The sequence below is a fragment of the Sandaracinobacteroides sayramensis genome (assembly GCF_022014495.1).
Classification (GTDB): Bacteria; Pseudomonadota; Alphaproteobacteria; order Sphingomonadales; family Sphingomonadaceae; genus Sandaracinobacteroides; species Sandaracinobacteroides sayramense.
The window spans coordinates 24183-42362 of record NZ_JAKLSQ010000013.1; the positions used below are offsets into that span (position 1 = coordinate 24183).

At 66.5% G+C, this 18180-nt stretch carries 15 protein-coding genes and 1 tRNA gene; 3 read left to right on the forward strand and 13 right to left on the reverse strand.

Translation table 11 applies throughout. The features are described 5' to 3' along the window. Window positions 1–48 precede the first annotated feature (48 nt). From L6Q21_RS10865 to L6Q21_RS10925, 13 genes are all read right to left on the reverse strand, one after another. Complete coding sequence (locus L6Q21_RS10865) at window positions 49–201, reverse strand: hypothetical protein (protein WP_237830780.1); 153 nt, start codon at window positions 199–201, stop codon at window positions 49–51. A gap of 118 nt (window positions 202–319) precedes the next feature. Further along, window positions 320–922, reverse strand: coding sequence for a cation efflux transmembrane domain-containing protein (locus L6Q21_RS10870; RefSeq protein ID WP_237830781.1), 603 nt, complete (start codon window positions 920–922; stop codon window positions 320–322). Then, window positions 919–4137, reverse strand: a complete 3219-nt coding sequence (locus tag L6Q21_RS10875; protein ID WP_237830782.1) for an efflux RND transporter permease subunit — start codon at window positions 4135–4137, stop codon at window positions 919–921. The genes L6Q21_RS10870 and L6Q21_RS10875 overlap by 4 nt, the downstream gene beginning before the upstream one ends. 14 nt (window positions 4138–4151) lie before the next feature. After that, complete coding sequence (locus L6Q21_RS10880) at window positions 4152–5357, reverse strand: efflux RND transporter periplasmic adaptor subunit (protein WP_237830783.1); 1206 nt, start codon at window positions 5355–5357, stop codon at window positions 4152–4154. Next, the gene (locus tag L6Q21_RS10885) at window positions 5354–6550 is read right to left on the reverse strand and encodes a TolC family protein (RefSeq protein WP_237830784.1); all 1197 of its coding nucleotides are present in this window, start codon (window positions 6548–6550) and stop codon (window positions 5354–5356) included. Before L6Q21_RS10885 ends, L6Q21_RS10880 begins: the two co-directional genes overlap by 4 nt. Before the next feature lie 115 nt (window positions 6551–6665). Beyond that, window positions 6666–7040, reverse strand: coding sequence for a hypothetical protein (locus L6Q21_RS10890; protein WP_237830785.1), 375 nt, complete (start codon window positions 7038–7040; stop codon window positions 6666–6668). A gap of 643 nt (window positions 7041–7683) precedes the next feature. Continuing rightward, window positions 7684–9063, reverse strand: coding sequence for a YncE family protein (locus tag L6Q21_RS10895; protein ID WP_237830786.1), 1380 nt, complete (start codon window positions 9061–9063; stop codon window positions 7684–7686). An 819-nt stretch (window positions 9064–9882) separates the two neighbouring features. Beyond that, window positions 9883–9959, reverse strand: a tRNA-Arg gene (locus tag L6Q21_RS10900). Between the two features lie 305 nt (window positions 9960–10264). Next, window positions 10265–10765, reverse strand: coding sequence for a L,D-transpeptidase family protein (locus L6Q21_RS10905; protein ID WP_237830787.1), 501 nt, complete (start codon window positions 10763–10765; stop codon window positions 10265–10267). Continuing rightward, window positions 10762–11835, reverse strand: a complete 1074-nt coding sequence (gene ribA / locus L6Q21_RS10910; RefSeq protein WP_237830788.1) for a GTP cyclohydrolase II — start codon at window positions 11833–11835, stop codon at window positions 10762–10764. Before ribA ends, L6Q21_RS10905 begins: the two co-directional genes overlap by 4 nt. After that, complete coding sequence (locus L6Q21_RS10915) at window positions 11832–12620, reverse strand: exodeoxyribonuclease III (protein WP_237830789.1); 789 nt, start codon at window positions 12618–12620, stop codon at window positions 11832–11834. The genes ribA and L6Q21_RS10915 overlap by 4 nt, the downstream gene beginning before the upstream one ends. A gap of 603 nt (window positions 12621–13223) precedes the next feature. Continuing rightward, the gene (locus L6Q21_RS10920) at window positions 13224–13865 is read right to left on the reverse strand and encodes a LolA family protein (RefSeq protein WP_237830790.1); all 642 of its coding nucleotides are present in this window, start codon (window positions 13863–13865) and stop codon (window positions 13224–13226) included. Then, complete coding sequence (locus tag L6Q21_RS10925) at window positions 13862–14554, reverse strand: HAD family hydrolase (protein ID WP_237830791.1); 693 nt, start codon at window positions 14552–14554, stop codon at window positions 13862–13864. Before L6Q21_RS10925 ends, L6Q21_RS10920 begins: the two co-directional genes overlap by 4 nt. Window positions 14555–14650: 96 nt before the next feature. On the opposite strand from L6Q21_RS10925, the gene glmU reads away from it, so the two are divergent. From glmU to L6Q21_RS10940, 3 genes are read left to right on the forward strand one after another with little or no spacing between them, the layout of a single operon-like run. Next, the gene (glmU, locus tag L6Q21_RS10930; RefSeq protein ID WP_237830792.1) at window positions 14651–16015 is read left to right on the forward strand and encodes a bifunctional UDP-N-acetylglucosamine diphosphorylase/glucosamine-1-phosphate N-acetyltransferase GlmU; all 1365 of its coding nucleotides are present in this window, start codon (window positions 14651–14653) and stop codon (window positions 16013–16015) included. Next, complete coding sequence (glmS, locus tag L6Q21_RS10935; RefSeq protein ID WP_237830793.1) at window positions 16016–17839, forward strand: glutamine--fructose-6-phosphate transaminase (isomerizing); 1824 nt, start codon at window positions 16016–16018, stop codon at window positions 17837–17839. Continuing rightward, entirely contained in the window at window positions 17836–18168 is a 333-nt protein-coding gene (locus tag L6Q21_RS10940) for a tRNA-binding protein (RefSeq protein ID WP_237830794.1), read from the forward strand. Before glmS ends, L6Q21_RS10940 begins: the two co-directional genes overlap by 4 nt. Window positions 18169–18180 lie beyond the last annotated feature (12 nt).

Sequence of the window (18180 nt, forward strand, 5' to 3'; positions counted from 1 at the left end):
GGCGGAGGATGTGTTCGCGGCGGCGGGCGGCGGCGGGCGGCGGCCGGGTCAGGGTGGCGGCCTATCAGACGCCGTCGGCGGCGCATGCGCGCTGCCGTGATGGCCCCACTCGATCCACAGGGCGCGCGCGGCCATGCCGAGCAGCAGGGCGAGGACGAAGATGACGGCTGCGATGACGGTCGCCGGCTGGGAACGCTTCATGGCCGGATCTCCTGTCGGCAGGAAAAGGCTTCGGACATCGCGCGACCTCCTGCTGACACCATAGCCATCGCGGCGCGATCCCGCGCCCGCTGCGGAGACCGCTGCCGACCCCGCCGATTCATGTCGCGTCTCGCTCGGCCGGTTCCGGGTGGGCGGCATCGCGAAGGATATCGACGCCGCCCTTGACGGCGATGGCGGCGACGAGGACGCCGACCACGAGGTCGGGCCAAGCCTGGTCCAGCCACATGACGAGGCCGCCAGCAACGAGGATCCCGCCGTTGGATGCGAAGTCGTTGAAGCTGAATGTCTCGGCCGCCCTCATGTTCACATCCTCGCTGTGCTGACGCTGGATCAGCAGAAGGCAGATCAGGTTCACGACCGCCGCAATGACCGCGAGCGCCATCATGGTAAGGCCGATCGGCTCCGCGCCGAACCACCAGCGCCGTCCGGCGTCGATCAACACGACCACGGCGAAGATCAGTAGCAGTACCCCGGAGAGCCGCGCCGCCCGTTGTTTCCAGATCATCGCACGGCCGATGGCGAGGAAGCTGACCAGATAGACGAGCGCGTCAGACGCATTGTCCAGCGCATTGGCGATGAGGGCGCTGGAATCGGCGGCGAGGCCGCCGATTCCGAGCATCACGAACAGACCCGCGTTGAGGAAAAGGACGACTAGCAGCGTGCGTTTCTCAATCTGTAACGATCCGTGACAGCAACTCATGCTTCTATCTCTGCTTTTCTTGGCTGCATGATCCGAGCAGCGAAGGTCGGCAATACCATGAGCGTCAATGCCGTAGCAGTTATTAGTCCGCCGATCACGACGGTTGCGAGCGGCTTCTGCACTTCCGCGCCGGCTCCATAGGCAAGCGCCATGGGGATGAAGCCGACGATCGCGACCAGCGCCGTGGTCAGCACCGCGCGCATGCGGCTGGACGCGCCCTGGATCGCAGCTTCATGCGGTGGCAGCCCGCCATCGATCCGTTCGCGAATCGCCTGCATCAGCACGAGCCCGTTCAGGGTCGCGACGCCGGAGACGGCGATGAACCCCACCGCCGCCGAGACCGAGAAGGGCATGCCCCTCAGCAACAGCGCAAGTGCACCACCGACCAGCGCAAGCGGCACGCAGGCGAACACCAGTCCGGCCTCCCTGAACGAGCCGAGTGCCATGAACAGCAATCCTCCGATCATCACGAATACCAGCGGCACCACCAGGCCCAGGCGTTGCTCGGCTCGCTCAAGATTCTCGAACTGGCCGCCCCAGTCGAGCCGCACGCCGGTCGGCAGCGCGATCTCTGCCACCTGTTTCTGCGCATCGGCGACAAAGCCGCCCAGGTCACGACCACGGACATTGGCCTGCACCACGACGCGGCGGCTGCCGTCGTTGCGGCTGATCTGGTTGGCGCCTTCCGACACCTGGATGCGGGCCACCGACGATAGCGGTACGGTGATCCCCGAAGGCGAGACGACCGGCAGGGCCGCGAGCGCCGCCGGATCGTCGCGCAGGGCGTCGGGCAGACGGACCATGACATCGAAGCGGCGGTCGCCCTCGAAGATCTGGCCGGCCTCTGTCCCGCCGATTGCGGTGGAGACCGCCTCGGAGACATCGGCCGCCGCAAGGCCGTAGTTGGCGGCGGCGAAGCGATCGACACTGACGGTGAGCGTTGGCAGACCCGTAGTCTGCTCCACGCGCACATCGGCGGCGCCCTCGGTCTGGCGCAGGGCGTTCGCCACCTGATCGGCGACCTCGTTCAGCGCGGCAAAGTCTTCGCCATAGACCATGACCGCAAGGTCGGTGCGCACGCCCGAGATCAGTTCGTTGAAGCGCAGCTCGATCGGCTGGCTGAACTCGAAGGCATTGCCGATCTGGCGCGCGGCCAGACCCTCGATCCGTTCGATCAGAGCCTCCTTGGTCAGGCCGGGGTCGGGCCAGTCGCCCTTGTCCTTGAGGATGATGACCGCGTCGGAGATGTTCGGCGGCATGGGATCGACCGCCGCCTCCGCCGTGCCGGTGCGCGAGAACATCGTCTCGATCTCCGGCTGTGCGGTGATCGCGCGTTCGAGCGCCATCTGCATGGCCAGAGACTGCTCAAGAGAGGTGGAGGGAACGCGCAGCGACTGCATGGCGATATCGCCTTCGTCGAGGGTGGGCGTGAACTCGCGCCCGAGGGTGGAGAAGGCGAGGACGCCGACCACTAGGGCGGCGACGGCCGAGACCGCCACCGTTCGCGGGCGGGCCACCCCGCGCCGGATAATGGGTTCGATTCGGCGACGCACCCAGCGCAGCAGCCGGGTTTCATGCTCCTCTGCCCGTCCCTCCGCATCGACATGGATCGTCTTGGGTTCGCGCACCAAGAGGGCCGCCATGGCGGGCACGAAGGTAAAGGAGAAGATGAAGGCGCCGGCCAGCGCCAGCATGACCGTCGCCGCCATCGGGATGAAAGTCTTGCCCTCTACCCCTTCGAGCAGCAGCAGCGGGGTGAACACCAGCAGGATGATGAGCTGGCCAAAGGCGGCGGGGCGCACCATCTTCCGGGCCGCGGCCGCCGCGACCTGAAGCCGTTCGATCCGGGTCAGCGCCCGGTTCAGTTCGATGCGCTTCTGGGACAGCATCAAGAGCGTGCTCTCGACGACGATCACCGCGCCGTCGACCAGCAGGCCGAAGTCGAGCGCGCCGAGGCTCATCAGATTGCCGCTGATGCCGAACCGGTTCATGCCGATGACCGCGAACAGGAAGCTGATCGGGATCATCAGCGCGGTGATCGCCGCCGCGCGGAAGTTACCGAGCAGTAGGAACAGCACCGCGATCACCAGCAGCGCGCCCTCGGTCAAGTTTTTGGCTACAGTCCCGATGGTGGCGTTGACGAGCGCGCTGCGGTCGAGGACCGTCACCGCCTCGATGCCCGGCGGCAGGGTGGGCCGGATTTCCTCCAGCCGTTCGCCAGCTGCCTGGGCGACGGTGCGGCTGTTGCCGCCCGCGATCATCAGCGCTGTGCCGAGCACCGCCTCATGCCCGTCGCGAGTGGCGCCGCCAAGGCGCGGCGCCTGGCCGATCTCGACAGTCGCCACGTCGGCGACGCGCACCACCAGGCCGCCGCGATTGACGACGGGCGCCTGAGCCAGATCCTCGACGGTGGAGGCCAGCGCGTCGGTGCGCACGGTCAAGGCTTCGCCCGCGCGGCGGATATAGCCAGCGCCCGTCTGATTATTGGCCCGGTCGAGCGCCTGAACCAGATCGCCGAGGCTCAGCCCATAGGCCGCGAGGCGCGCCGGATCGGGGCGGACCGCATATTCCTTCACATAGCCGCCGACCGTATCGACGCCGGCCAGACCGGCAGCGGTGCGCATCTGCGGCGCGATGATCCAGTCCTGGACGGTGCGCAGATAGGTCGCCCGGGCCTCGGGCGTGGTCAGCAACTCGCCTTCTGGCGTCAAATAGGCGCCGCCAGCCTGCCATCCTGGCTGGCCGGGACGCGCGAGGTTCTGGCTGTCGAACGGCACATAGTCGACCGTCCACATCAGCACTTCACCCAGCCCCGTGGTGATCGGAGACATGGCGGGCTCCACGTCATCCGGCATGGTCTCACGCGCGGCGGCCAGTCGCTCGGCCACCTGCTGGCGGGCGAAGTAGATGTCGGTTCGGTCGGTGAAGATCACCGTCACCTGGCTGAAGCCGTTGCGGCTCAGCGACCGGGTCGAGGTCAGGCCGGGAATGCCGGCCATGGCGGTCTCGATCGGATAGGTGACCTGGCGCTCGATCTGTTCGGGCGCCAGCGCCGGAGCGACGGTGGTGATCTGGACCTGCCGGTTGGTGATGTCCGGCACGGCGTCGATCGGAAGCCGGGTCAGATTGTAGAGGCCGATAGCGGCGATCAGGATCGTGATGGCGACGACAGCCCAGCGGAAGCGGACGGAAGCCTCGATGATGAATTTGAACATGATTCCAGCCTCCCTCAGTGCGCGTGTTCGGCTTCGCCCTTGGCCAGTTCGGCCTTGAGCAGGAAGGCGCCGGTTCCGGCGATGCGTTCGCTTCCCGTGAGGCCCCGGACGATCTCCGTGCGCCCGCCCGCCTGCCGGCCGGCAAGGACCGGCGTCGCATGGAAGCCGCCCGGAACCTGGACGAAGACGACCGTGGCCCCCTCGACCGTCTGGACCGCGTCGCTGGGCACGGTGAGCGCCCCTTGCGCATCGCCGGTGACGATAGCGCCGGTGACCGCGGAGCCGGCTGGCGGCAGGACGGCGCCCGACGGACGCGCCCGAATGAGCGTGGCGCCGCTTTGCGCGGCCGCGCCGGCGGCCACGCCGGTCACCACCGCGTCGAACTCTCCGGCCGGGCCGGTGACGCGTAGCGGCGAGCCGGCGCGAACCTGGGCCGCGAGCGCGGGCGGGGCGTTGAACACCAGCTCGACACGAGCAGGGTTGGTAACTTCCGCGACGACGCCGCCCTGGGGCACAAAGCCTCCCGGGCCGACCTGCACCGAGGTCACCACGCCCGAGATCGGGCTGGTGACGCTGAGGCGCCCGGATGCGTTGGGCGAACCGGCGGCGGCGGAGCGCGCCCGCGCCGCTCGCATGTTGGCCTCGGCGGTCAGCGCCTGCGCCCGGGACGCCTCGACCTCCTGACGGGCGACGATGCCCTGGTCGGCGAGGTTGCGGTTGCGCTGATAAGCGAGGCGCGCGGCTTCGGCGCCGGCGGCCGCCGCATCGGCGTCCGCCCGGAAGGTGGCGGCGTCACCGCTGACCAGGGTGGCGAGGGCCTGGCCGGCCCGCACCGATTGGCGCTGCGCGACGAGGCCCCGCTCGACGCCCCCCCCCACGGCGGCCGCGACCGCGGCGCGGGAATCGACCATCGGTTCGACCCGGCCGGATAGCTGTGTCTCCGCGCCGCCGCCGCGCCCCAGGGCGACAACGGTGATGCCGGCGGCCTGGATCTGCTCGGCGTCGAGGGCGACGAAGCCCTCGCGGACTTCCTCTTCCTCGTGTCCGGCTTCGCCTTCAGAGCGCGCGTGGCCATCCCCTTCACTGTGGGGGGCTTCAACCTGGGCGGTCTCAGGTCCGTCTGGGGTCAGGACGAAATAGCCCCCGATGGCGACGGCGAGCGCGAGAGCGGCGGCGCCGCCGATCAGCACGGGTTTGTCGGTCATGCGCTTGCGCATCATTGAGGTCCTTCGAAGGGGGCGCGGCCGTCCTGGCGCGCGAGGTCGATCTCGGCCCGGACGCGCGCGAGGCGGGCGTCCACGGCGGCGGTTCTGGCGCTGACGAGCGCGTTACGGGTGGCGCGAAGTTCGAGCTGCGAAATACGACCGGCCTCGAAGCCGATGCGCGAGAGCTGATAGGCCTCCTCGGCCGACGAGACGCCGGCGTCAGCCGCCCTGACCCGGCTGGCGGAGGCGGCCAGACGCGCCTCGGCCGCAGCGCGGTCCGCCTGGGCATCCAGGCGGGCACCGGCAAGCCGGGCCTCGGCCGCGTTATATTCTGCGCGGGCAGCGTCGATGTTGCCCCGGTTCCGGTCGAACAGCGGCAGGGGCATGCTCAGCCCGAAGAGGAAGGCGTTGGCGTTTTCCGCCTCGAAGCGGCGCACGCCCACAGTGGCGCTGATGTCGGGGCGCGCCCGAACCCGCTCGACAGCGATGCGGCGTTCGGCCGCCTCGCGTTCGGCTTCCGCGACACGGAGCGCCGGCGGCCCCTCGCTCGCGCTGGGGGCCGAGACCGGGGGCCGATCCAGCAGGCTGGCCGGGACGGAGGTCACGGGCGCGGGAAGCTGGGCGACGGCGGTCAGGCGGGCGAAGGCGGCGTCCCGTTCGGCCTGGGCTTCGTCCGCCGCGGCCCGTGCCGCTGCCGCTTCGCTTTCGCCCTGGATGCCGCGCAGCAGCGGTTCGCGACCTTCCTCGACGAGAACAAGGGCGGCGCGTGTATCGGCCAAGGTGAGGGTGAGGGTCTCGTCCGCAAGGTCCGCGCGGCGCTGGGCGGCCTCCGCTTCGGCATAGACGAGCGCGAGCCGGCCGGCGGCGTCCACATTCGCAAGGTTGCGCCGCAGGGCGGCAGTGTTCGCGTCCGCCCGGGCGGCGTCGATACGCGCTCCGCGCCGGCCAAAGAGTTCAAGGTCCTGGCTGACCGACAAGGTGGTGTCGGCGGCGCCGAAGCCGGAGAAGGGGCCGGAACCCAGCATGTTCTCCGCCTCGAGGGAGACAGTCGGATTGGGCCGCACCCGCGCCTGACGGACCCGCGCCTCGGCGGCCTCCTCAAGGGCGCGAGCCTCGGTCGCGACCGGGGTCTGGTCGAGCCGAGCCAGGAGCTGGGCGTAGGTCGGCGAGGGATCAGCCCAGGCAGGGCTGGAGAACGCCGCCAACACGGCGACGAGAGCGCAGCTGGCCGCAAGACGCGGCCGCTGGCGATGGAAAATAGGCATGGGTCATCATCCAATGGTCTGAAACGCGAAATGCGCCCGCGACGGCGCGGTCTCGCGATCAGGCCTTTGGAGGGCGCTTCAGACCTTCGGAGGCGTAGGAGGGCAGTGCATCGTCCACGAACGGCGTTCGATCTTCGCTTAGCGTGATGCTGAAAGTGTCGGTTCCGGAGCTGATCCGACCTACGCTGCCGTGGTGGCAATGACCGTGCGAACAGACCCCATGATTGCCGCCACGTTCCTCGGAATCACCGCTGCTGGCATTGTCAACTTCGACCTGGTCGGTCACCATATGCGCGGCTGCTATCGGACCTTCCGATGCGCAGGCTGCCGCATCGACGGCAGGCGCGACAAAGACCGCGAACAGCAGTGCAATCACGGCGTAGAGCGACAGCCAGGACGATTTTCTTACGGCCATGGCTTTCCATAGTCCCATCCGATCCTTTGCGCAACGCGTTGCTAGGTCGCAGAAGACATCTAAATGGGATCAAGAAGACAAAGATCATGCCCCACGGGGCGCCTTATACTACTGGTGCCCGTAGCGACGGTAAGCTGCCGACGTATCTGGCGCGGTAATGTCGCAATACATGGCGACCGGCTTGGGTCGGACTCTTCTGTGTGCAGATCGCTGTGAGCCACACACGCGGGCCAGGCGGCGAACTTTCACCCGCTGGAAAGTTTTCATATCCTGCGCACAGGCCATGATTGAGCCTGCCGTCTCCGGGCTAACCAAAGGCACTGGGCAGGGCCGACGCGTAGCGTTGTCAAGCACCGGCGCCGGAGGCAGTTGACGCGCAGATGCTCGATGGTTCGCGTGAGCAGTGCGATCTGCCCAGATGAAAGCGGACGATGTTATGCGCTATGTCAGAGATAGCGTCGTCGTTAATCACCCCATGATTTGCGATTTGCCGGATTCGGAGCAATGAGCAGCCCAAACTCGGCGAAATGGGGCACACGAAAGGCATCGATCACCCATGTGCGCGGCCTATCCATGGGTAGCCGGGTCCGTATGCGGAAAACTCATGGACAAGCTGGTCAGGCGCCAAAGCGTGGGACACCGGCCTCTGGCGCCCGGATTGTCATTTACTAGGTGCCCGCAAGCGGATCACATCCACCTTGCCGGCGTCCCCGCGATTTGCGACCCAGACATCACCTGTCTGCGGATCGATTGCGGTGTTGACGGGCTGCCCCGAAGTCGGGATGCGCAGCAGTAACGCAAGGCTGTTCGCATCATGCACGGCCACTTCCCGATCACCAAGGTTGGCCGAGAACACCAGGCCTCGCTGACCATCTATAGTCAGTGCGTTGGTCTGGCCCGCCTCGACGGACGCCAGTACCTCGCCGTAACTTGCACTCGCGGGATTGGCATCGATCGCGGAAATTCGGCCGCTCGGGCTGCCAAAGGAAGCGACATAGACCCGCTTCGTCACAGGATCATATTCCGGTCGGGCGTTGCTGCCGACATCCTGATCCAGGGTACGCATCAGATCCGCATTAAGTGTCAGGCTGGTGGCATCTGAGGTATTCACCGCATCTGCATCGAAAACATGTAGCTTCGGGGTTCTCAACGAGCCGACGTAGACGAGATTATGATCCTCGTCGATGGTGACCCCGATCACGCCGCCTTCAGCGGGGAGCGGCACGCGGGCTTCAACGGTCTTTGAGGGTAGATCCACGACAGCGATGTAGCCGGGAAGGCTGCTGCCTCCCATGTTGGTTACATAGGCTTTGTGCGTCCGTGAATTGACCACCACTCGGCGCATGCCCGCGAACGCCGGGCTACCATCGGGCAGCTGCCATACCCGATCGGCGTCAGTAGGTGCACCCTGCGACGCCCGGTAGATCACGAGGTGGCCACCATGGCCGTACGCCGGATCGCGACCGCGAACGGCTGTCGTGACGATGGTTGCATCAGGTTTGCCATCGGATGCGAATGTCTGGCTGTCAATGGCGACGCCATAGGGCGAGAAGGTCGTGCGCATTGACGTCTGCTGGGACACGGCTGGATCCGTCACAGAGGCCCAGTCCAGTGGCACCCGCTCGGTGCCCGAACCGTCGCTGCGGGTGAGGTCCAGATATGAATGCACTCCCACCAGCGATCTATCGGAAGAATTAAAGACGACCAGCTTCCCGCTGGCAGTGCGAACCACCCAGACACGACCCTCCGGATCGCGTTCTTCCGCGCGCCACGCGGCGTCCACCACGTAGACTAGGCCCGCATGCGGATCCAGCGCGAGCTGGAATCCATCGTTCACAGCCGAAGCGATTGATTCGACATGCCAACGCCAGCCATGGGACGTTTCGTTCCAGGCGGGAGAGTTATCCGCCTGCGGTTGCGCCCTCGTCGGCCCCGACACGCAAAGCCCGAAGGCGAGCGCTGCCGCCAGTGATAGGCCGAACGCCCTACGACCGAGACCTTGCTTCGGATACGCCGCGAGATTGTGCTTGCTAATTATCATTCCTGTTCTCCTTTCCCAAGGCCGCAGGTCGCAACTGACGCCCGACTGCGGGGGCCACTGTCATGCCCTGTTCCCGAGCTTTGCTTGAAGTTCTAAAGTATCCTGGGGTACATCACCCGTGCGATTGCCAATCGCCCACCACCTTATCATACTTTAAATGCGAATCGTTCACATTAGCAAATGTGCCGCAGGACTTATCATGAGTTTTGTCGTGTTGCGCAATGCCCGCCTTGCTGTGAGGGCGGAGACGGGTTCAGTCATAGCCATGCAACGATGTTACCCGGCAGCGCAGAATGTGAGAATTGCGTTGTCCTGCGGCGGACTTTGCGCTGCCTTGACCAAGGCTACCGGAGGACGGCGCAGAGCTGGCGTCCTGATACTGGCATCGTCCTTCCGATGTGGCTGATACCGTTGTCGCGCGTGTCGGCGCCGGTTGTGAAGAGCCTGCGCGCGTGGCTGGTGCGTCGCGGACGTCAAAGCCGCGAAGGAGGCTGGCCGCCGTTAACATCAGTAGCCCGGCATCACAGGGCCCTTGATGGCGAGCGGCTGTACTAGCCAATCGTGGTCCCGCGCCCCGCCCGACGTCGCTGCTACTCCGACCTCAAGGCAGACAGACCTATTGTGTCCCAGCCACGCGCCTCTGTTTTGAACCCTGGATTTTTGCTCACAGCACTGTGGTGAGAACCCGACGCCAGGAAAACCGTTGGAATTCAGATACATGGCTGAGAAACTAGGATTCGCTTGGTGAGTTTTTCAGAATGCAGCTACGCTTGGGCCGATCTGGACCCCTGCGTAAGTCACTAATATTTATGGAGATTTTGGCGCACCCGGCAGGATTCGAACCTGCGACCTACGCCTTCGGAGGGCGTCACTCTATCCAGCTGAGCTACGGGTGCTTGAGGCTAAAAGCCCTATGAAATCGATCGGGCCGGGTCAATCTGATCCCGGAATCCGTGGTGAGATTTTGGTGAGTTTAGTTCGCCCGGCCTTTCTTCACTCTTTCAACCCACGGAAAAATCTATACAAAAATCTTGCTTTGACGAGGGACCGTAGCCTTCGGAGGGCAGCGCTCTATCCAGCTGAGCTACGGGTGCAGCGCGGAAGCGGGCTAGTGCGGGCTTGAAGGCTGAAAGTCAAGATTCGCATCGCCTGCCCGTCAAAGAACATCGGGCTGCCTCCACCCCATATCCTCGGCTCTAGATCAGCCTATTTCGAAGGGCATGCCGGCCTTCAGCTTCGGCAGCATTTCCAGCATCCGCGCGGCATCGATCGCGATGCAGCCCTCCGTCGGGCTGCGGTCCGGCGATGTCAGGTGCCAGAAGATCGCGCTGCCCGCGCCCGGCACGACCGGGGCGCTGTTGTGGTTCAGCACCACGATCACATCATAGACATGGTCGTCGCGCCACAAGCGCTCGGCGCTGCTGCGCCAGGGATGCGCCACCGGGCGGTTGTAGAGCGGATCGGCCGGCGCGTCGCACCAGCCATCCCAGGGGCGCATCGAGCGCCAGGGCAAATCCATGGCCGGCGCCCGCACCCTGTCGGGCCGCAACAGAGCCCCCAGCAGCGCGTAACGCCCAAGCGGACTGGCACCATCCCCTTCGCGCTTGGCGGCCTCCGGCACCGCGCCGCTCTTGCCGATCGCACAGGGAATGCCGCGCCCCTCGAACCACAGTTCGCGGCGCGTGCTGTCCACCCGGATCATGAAAGCCTGTGGCCCTGCCGATCGCGCTTGGTGGCCAGATAATGCGCATTGTGGGGGTTTTCCCCGAACTGGTGCGGAACAAGCTCCACCACCTCCACCCCCTGCCCGACCAGCGCCTCGGCCTTCGCGGGATTGTTCGAAAGCAGCCGCACGCGCGAAACCCCCAGCGCCTTCAGCATGGCGCCGGCCAGATCGAAATCCCGCTCGTCCTCGCCGAAGCCCAGCCGCAGATTGGCGTCCACCGTGTCGAAGCCCTGATCCTGCAACTGGTAGGCGCGCAGCTTGTTCAGCAGCCCGATTCCCCTGCCCTCCTGCTGCAGATAGAGAAGGATGCCCCCCTCTTCGGCAATCCGGCGCACGGCCGCCCGCAATTGCGGGCCGCAATCGCATTTCAGGCTGCCCAGCACATCGCCGGTCAGGCAGGCGCTGTGCAACCGGATCAGCGGTTCGTCACCGGCCTTGCCGATCAGCAGCGCCAGATGCTCCGGGCCGCCGTCGCTCGGGCGGAAGGCCACCACTTCGGTATCCTCCGCCCCTTCCAGCGGCAGGCGGGCACGGCTGACGATGTGCAGACGCGGCGCCCGGCGCCAGGCCAGGATCGCCCCGGCGTCAGCCCGCAGATGATCGGCCTGCCCGCTCGTCTCCACCGCGAACAATGCCGGCAGCAGCGCCGCCCGCTTGGCAAGATGCAAAGCCGCGGTCGCAGCCCTGGTGGCATGCCCCGGTTCACGGGTCGGAAACGGGCCTTTGAAAGGGGTATCGAGATCGTCGACCGGGTCGGCCGTCGCGATGCTGGACAGCAGATCGTGCCAGGGCATGCGGTGGATGACGACCACCTCGGTGCCCGCCGCCGGGCGTTGGTTCAGGATGTTCAGCGTCGCCGCCCGCTCCGGCGTGAGCAGAAGATCCGCCCGCCCTTCCCGCTCCAGCCGCGCGAGGCTGTCGGCTGTCGCCAGTTCGGCGGCCAGGATGTCCAGCGCCACCGCCCCGTCCACCACGCGCACGATTTCCCCGCGCCTGAGATCGTCCAGGGCACGCGCGAGGGCGATGTCGCTGCCGGCGTCGCTCACAAGTCGAACTCGGCGATCAGCGGCACATGGTCGGAAGGGCGATCCCAGCCGCGTGCGGGCACCAGCGTCTCCAGCGCGCGCGCCGTCCCGAAAAGCTCGGGCGACACCCATATATGGTCCAGCCGCCGCCCGCGGTTGGAAGCGAGCCAGTCCTGCGCGCGGTAGCTCCACCAGGTGAACAGCTTTTCCGGGCGCGGCACGAAATGCCGGCCGAGATCGACCCAGTCATGGCTCTTCTGCAACTGCTCCAGCGTCTCCACCTCGATCGGCGTGTGGCTCACCACGTCCAGCAGCGCCTTGTGGTTCCACACATCCTCGGGGTGCGGCGCGATGTTGAAATCGCCCAGCAGGATCGAAGGCTCCTTCAGCGTGCCGGACCAGTCCGTCATGCGCTGCAGGAAGTTCAGCTTCTGCCCGAACTTCGGGTTGAAGGCGCGGTCCGGGATGTCGCCGCCCGCCGGCACATAGACATTGTGCAGCACCACGCCGTTCGGAAGCCGCGCGGCGATGTGCCGGGCCTCGCCGTTCGCCTGCCAGTCGTGGCGATAGGCCGGCTCCAGCGGCAGGCGGGACAGGATGGCCACGCCATGGTGCATGCGCTGGCCGGCCAGCAGGCGGTGGCGGAAACCAAGCCCGTCGAAGGCGGCGGCGGGAAAGCTGTTGTCCTCGCACTTGGTTTCCTGCAGGCACAGAATGTCTACGGAAGTGGTGTCCAGCAGCCGCTCGATCAGATGCGGCCGGGCGCGAACGCTGTTGATGTTCCAGCTTGCGATACGGATGGGCATGGCGCGGGAGATAGAATGCCCACGCCCGCGCGTCACGTCTCAAATACGTCCCGTAGCAAACAGACAAACCGCAAAATGGAGCATTGGATCGGTTCGATCAGAATCAGCCACTGCGTCACCCCGGGCTTGACCCGGGGTCCAGCCTTCTTTTGCACACGGCCGGGCCGTCAGGAAAGCTGGACCCCGGGTCAAGCCCGGGGTGACGGGAATTGGCAGAATGGCGCACCGCCAATTCAAATCGACCTAGTGGCAAATGTGGCGCGGAATAAAACGCGGGTAAGGCGAAACCGCCAGCCTCCTACGGGAGAGACAGGGCAAGAGAGACATAGCGTAATAGCCCGGAAACAAGTTGGCCCCCGCTCCGGGGGCATGGAGCGGGGGCCGTTTTATGCGTTCGTCACGCAGATGGCGCGTCAGACAACCGGGCAACAGGGGGCAAATCCCGATGGTCGACCTCACCAACATCCAGACAGTAGCAAGTTGAACCTTGCGGGCGCCTGAACAATTTCACATTCTGTCCACGGCCTGATTCTGTCAACGTATTTCCCGGTTTCCCGAGGCCGATAGGCACCGGATTGGTGGTGAATCGCCCGGTTTGAGCCGTCAGTTGGTCTTTCCGGGAATTCTCGAACGCGCTGGACGCGGATCGCGGAAGCGAAAGGCCGAATCCGCGACCGGCGGATTGAACTGCATGTTGCGCAATTCTACCACCGTCAGATTGTTCTGCGCATCGGTCACGCGCCAGCCGGTCAGGCTGAGGCCGCCCGGCGCCTGTCCATCCGGCTTCAGGAAAAACAGGATCCTGCCGAAATCCGGCCGCTTCGGGTCCTGCGCCTCCACCGCGATCTGGCCGGGCACGGGCGATTCCCCGGCCGGAAGCACGCGCGCGATTCGCGAAAGATCGGCCTTCGGGTCCAGCAGCACACCCAGCGGAGTCGAGCGAATCGGCCATTGCGAGACTTGCGAGACCTTGTAATCCACGAAGCTCAGCAATTGCCCGTCGGCCACCACCAAATGCCGCGCGTCATTGCCGTAATCGAAGCGAATCCGCCCCGGACGCTTCAACTGCATCCGGCCGCTCGCTACCCGCCCGTCGGCGGCTGTCTGGCGGAAATCGGCGGTGAGGCTGGTGGTCGCGGAAAGCGCGCGCTCCACATCCTTCAGCTCGGTGGCGGCGACCGCGGGCGAGAAAATCAGCGCAGCCGCGCCAAGGGCCAGCAGCAGCCGGCGGGAAAGGCTTGTCATGCCCCGCTCTTTTGCGCGCCGGCGTTGAACCCCGCTTGAATGCGCCCCAGCGCCGGCAGCAGCTCGGAATAATGGCCGATCAGCTCGTCCGCCCCCAGCGACTCCACCGGCTCGGTCGAATAGCCGAAGCTCACCAGCACCAGCGGCACACCGGCCGCCAGCGCCGTGTCGGCATCGGTCTTGCTGTCGCCCACGAAGACGGCCCGCTCGCCGCCGGCTTCGGCCAGCGTCTCGCGCAGATGCCGGGGGTCTGGCTTGCGCCAGGGCCGGGAATCGGCCCCCAGCAAGGCGCGGAAGCGGCCGCCCCAGCCCAGTTCCGCCACCAGCGACTCCGCCAGCGCCACCGGCTTGTTGGTGCAGATGGCCAGCTTCAGCCCCCGCCCCTCCAGTTCGTCCAGCACCCCTTCCACGGCGTCGAAGGGCCGGCTGTGAACGGCGATGTTCGCGCCATAATGCTCCAGGAAAGGTCTGACGCCGGCCTCCACCAGTTCCGGAGTCATCTCGCCGGTCGCCGCCAGCCCGCGCTCCAGCAGCTTGCGCGCGCCATGCCCCACCATGGCCCGCACGCCATCCGGGTCGATCACCGGGCGGCCGAGCGTCCGGAGCGCGTGGTTGAGGCTGGCGGTCAGGTCGTCGGCGGTGTCGACCAGCGTTCCGTCCAGATCGAAGATGATGGTATCGAAGGCCATGGCGCCGCTCCTAGCCGCCTGCGCCGGGCTTGCAAATGGCAAGCCATGCCCCTTCCCGGCTTTCCTCCGGGCAAGGGCTGTGGCAGGTGCGGCGCCATGGCCGAATCCCTTGCCTCCCCCGTCGCCGCCGTGATCCTCGCCGCCGGCAAGGGCACGCGCATGAAATCTGAAACGCACAAGGTGCTGCACCCGATCGGCGGCCGGCCGATGCTGATGCACCTGATGTCCTCGCTCGGCGAACTGCTGCCGCAGCGCACCTTGGTCGTCGTCGGCGACCGGGCCGAGCAATTGCAGGCCGCGCTCACGGGCACCGGCGCGGAACTGGTGGTGCAGCAGCCGCAGCTCGGCACCGGCCACGCCGTGCTGCAGGCGGTGGACGCCATGCCCGATTTCGCCGGCACCACGCTGATCCTCTTCGGCGACGTGCCGCTGCTCACCCCGGCCACGATGAAGCGGCTGCTGGAAGCGGTGGACCGGCCCGGCGGGCCGGACATCGCCGTACTCGCCTTCCGCACCGACACCCCCGGCGCCTACGGCCGGGTGATCGCCGACGCAGACGGCACGATGCACCGGATCGTCGAAGCCAAGGATGCGAGCGCCGAGGAACTTCAGGTCCGGCTCTGCAACAGCGGCCTGATGGCGGTCCGCTCCGAGCATCTGGGCGGGTGGCTGCGCGCGCTCCGCAACGACAACGCCGCCGGCGAATATTATCTGACCGACCTCATCGCGCTGGCCCGTGAATCCGGCAGGCGCGCCGTGGTGCTGGAAGGCAGCCCCGAGGAAGTGATCGGCGTCAACAGCCGCAACGAGCTGGCCGTGGCGGAAGGGCTGTTCCAGGCCCGCTACCGGCAGAATCTGATGGCCCTCGGTGTCACGCTGGTGGCGCCGGAAAGCGTCTTCTTCTCGCACGACACGGAAATCGGCGCCGACACGCTGGTGGAGCCCCATGTGGTCTTCGGCCCCGGTGTGCGCATCGCCGCCGGCGCCACCATCCGCGCCTTCTCGCATCTCGAAGGCGCCGAAGTCGCCTCGGGCTGCGAAGTCGGCCCCTATGCCCGGCTGCGGCCCGGCACAGTGCTGCACCAGGGCGCGAAGGTCGGCAATTTCGTCGAGACCAAGAAGGCGGTGCTGGGCGCGGGCGCCAAGGCCAACCATCTCAGCTATCTGGGCGACGCCGAGATCGGCGCCAAGGCGAACATCGGCGCCGGCACCATCACCTGCAATTACGACGGCTTCCTGAAATATCGCACGGTGATCGGCGAAGGCGCCTTCATCGGCTCCAACTCGTCGCTGGTCGCGCCGGTGAACATCGGCGCCGGCGCCATCGTCGGCGCCGGCAGCGCCGTCACGAAAGACGTGGAAACGGATTCGCTGACGCTGGTGCGGGCGCCACAGGAGTCGAAACCCGGCTGGGCCGCGCGCTTCCGCGCCCAGATGCAGGCCAGAAAGGACAAGCGTTAGATGTGCGGCATTGTCGGTATCCTGGGGCAGTCAGACGTCGCCCGAGAGCTTCTGGACGGTCTGAAGCGGCTGGAATATCGCGGCTATGATTCCGCCGGCATCTGCACCGTGGTCGATGGTGGCTTCGAACGCCGCCGCGCCGAAGGCAAGCTGAAGAACCTCGCCGCCAGGCTCGACGCCGAGCCGCTGAAGGGCCGGTCCGGCATCGCCCACACCCGCTGGGCGACGCACGGCGCCCCCACGGAAGACAATGCCCACCCGCACATCGTCGGCGACGTGGCGGTGGTGCACAACGGCATCATTGAGAATTTCAAGCCGCTGCGCGACGAGTTGCAGGCCGAAGGCCGCAAGTTCCTGTCGCAGACGGACACGGAAGTGGTCGGCCATCTGGTCGCGCGCGAGCTGGAATCGGGCAAAAGCCCGGTGGAAGCGGTCGCCGCCGTCCTCCCCCGCCTGCACGGCGCCTTCGCCCTCGCCCTCCTCTTCCGCAACGAGCCCGACCTGCTGATCGGCGCCCGCCTCGGCGCGCCGCTGACGGTCGGCTATGGCGAGGGCGAGAATTACCTCGGCTCCGACGCGCTGGCGCTCGCCGGCCTCACCCAACGCATCGCCTATCTGGAGGAAGGCGACTGGGTCGTCGTCCGCCGCCAGTCGGTCGAGGTGTTCGACCGCGAGAATAACCCCGTCACCCGCCCGGTGGTGTCGTCGGGCGTGTCGGCGGTGGTGAACGAAAAGGGCAATTACCGCCACTTCATGCAGAAGGAGATCCACGAGCAGCCGCTGGTGGTCGCTCAGACGCTGCAATCCTATCTGAAGCCGCTGGCCGGCGAAGTGGCGCTGCCGATCCCCGATTTCGACTTCTCCGGCGTGAAGCGGGTGCAGATCGTCGCCTGCGGCACCAGCTATTACGCCGGGATGGTCGCCAGCTACTGGCTGGAGAAGTTCGCGCGAATCCCGGTGGAAATCGATTTCGCCTCGGAATTCCGCTACCGCGAGCCGGTGCTGGAGCCGGGCGGGCTGGCGCTCTTCATCAGCCAGTCGGGCGAAACGGCCGACACGCTGGCGGCGCTGCGCCACGCCCGCAAAGAGGGGCAGAAGATCGCCGTGGTGGTGAACGTGCCCACCAGTTCCATGGCGCGCGAGGCGGACCTGCTGCTTCCCACCCACGCCGGGCCGGAAATCGGCGTCGCCTCCACCAAGGCCTTCACCTGCCAGCTTGCCGTGCTGGCGGCGCTCGCCGCCAATCTAGCCCGCGTCCGCGACCGTCTGACGGCCGAGGACGAGCGCGAGATCGTCGGCCAGCTCGCCGAGGCCCCGGCCGCGATGAACGCCGCGCTGGACCATGACGAGGCTGTGCTGGCCATAGCCCCGTTGGTCGCGAAAGCGCGGGACGTGCTCTACCTTGGCCGCGGCCCGGACTTCCCGATGGCCCTGGAAGGTGCGCTGAAGCTGAAGGAAATCAGCTATATCCACGCCGAAGGTTATGCGGCGGGTGAAATGAAGCACGGCCCGATCGCCCTGATCGACGAAGAGGTTCCGGTGATCGTGCTGGCCCCCTCCGGCCCCTATTTCGAAAAGACCGCCTCCAACATGCAGGAGGTGCGGGCGCGCGGCGGAAAGGTGATTCTGATTTCCGACAAGGCCGGGATCGAACTCGCCGGCGAAGGCTGCCTCGCCACGCTGGAAATGCCTGAAGTGCATCCGCTGATCGCGCCGCTGGTCTATGCCATCCCCATCCAGCTTCTCGCCTATCATGTGGCGGTGCTGAAGGGCACGGACGTCGACCAGCCGAGGAACCTCGCCAAGTCGGTCACCGTCGAGTGATCGATTTCGACGATTTCCTGAAGGTCGACATCCGGGCGGGCCGTATCCTCAGCGCCGAGCCCTTCCCGGAGGCGCGCAAGCCGGCCTACATCCTGCAAGTGGATTTCGGCCCGGAAATCGGCGTCCGCAAATCCAGCGCCCAGATCACCCATCTCTACCAGCCGGCGGACCTTATCGGCCGGCTGGTGGTGGGGGTGGTCAATTTCCCGCCGAAGCAGATCGGCCCGATCCGCTCGGAATGCCTCGTCACCGGCTTCCACGACGCCGATGGCCATGTCGTGCTGTGCGCGCCGGTCGGAGATGTGCCACTCGGCGCCCGCCTGCTTTGACGACTTTCGGCC

What these genes read in the sequence shown, in the direction of transcription:
- L6Q21_RS10895 (WP_237830786.1), bottom strand. Translation starts at nt 9,063, where the DNA reads ATGATAATTAGCAAGCACAATCTCGCGGCGTATCCGAAGCAAGGTCTC.
- L6Q21_RS10875 (WP_237830782.1), bottom strand. Translation starts at nt 4,137, where the DNA reads ATGTTCAAATTCATCATCGAGGCTTCCGTCCGCTTCCGCTGGGCTGTC.
- glmS (WP_237830793.1), top strand. Translation starts at nt 16,016, where the DNA reads ATGTGCGGCATTGTCGGTATCCTGGGGCAGTCAGACGTCGCCCGAGAG.
- L6Q21_RS10915 (WP_237830789.1), bottom strand. Translation starts at nt 12,620, where the DNA reads ATGCCCATCCGTATCGCAAGCTGGAACATCAACAGCGTTCGCGCCCGG.
- L6Q21_RS10890 (WP_237830785.1), bottom strand. Translation starts at nt 7,040, where the DNA reads ATGGGACTATGGAAAGCCATGGCCGTAAGAAAATCGTCCTGGCTGTCG.
- L6Q21_RS10920 (WP_237830790.1), bottom strand. Translation starts at nt 13,865, where the DNA reads ATGACAAGCCTTTCCCGCCGGCTGCTGCTGGCCCTTGGCGCGGCTGCG.
- glmU (WP_237830792.1), top strand. Translation starts at nt 14,651, where the DNA reads ATGGCCGAATCCCTTGCCTCCCCCGTCGCCGCCGTGATCCTCGCCGCC.
- L6Q21_RS10880 (WP_237830783.1), bottom strand. Translation starts at nt 5,357, where the DNA reads ATGATGCGCAAGCGCATGACCGACAAACCCGTGCTGATCGGCGGCGCC.
- L6Q21_RS10870 (WP_237830781.1), bottom strand. Translation starts at nt 922, where the DNA reads ATGAGTTGCTGTCACGGATCGTTACAGATTGAGAAACGCACGCTGCTA.
- L6Q21_RS10905 (WP_237830787.1), bottom strand. Translation starts at nt 10,765, where the DNA reads ATGATCCGGGTGGACAGCACGCGCCGCGAACTGTGGTTCGAGGGGCGC.
- L6Q21_RS10925 (WP_237830791.1), bottom strand. Translation starts at nt 14,554, where the DNA reads ATGGCCTTCGATACCATCATCTTCGATCTGGACGGAACGCTGGTCGAC.
- L6Q21_RS10865 (WP_237830780.1), bottom strand. Translation starts at nt 201, where the DNA reads ATGAAGCGTTCCCAGCCGGCGACCGTCATCGCAGCCGTCATCTTCGTC.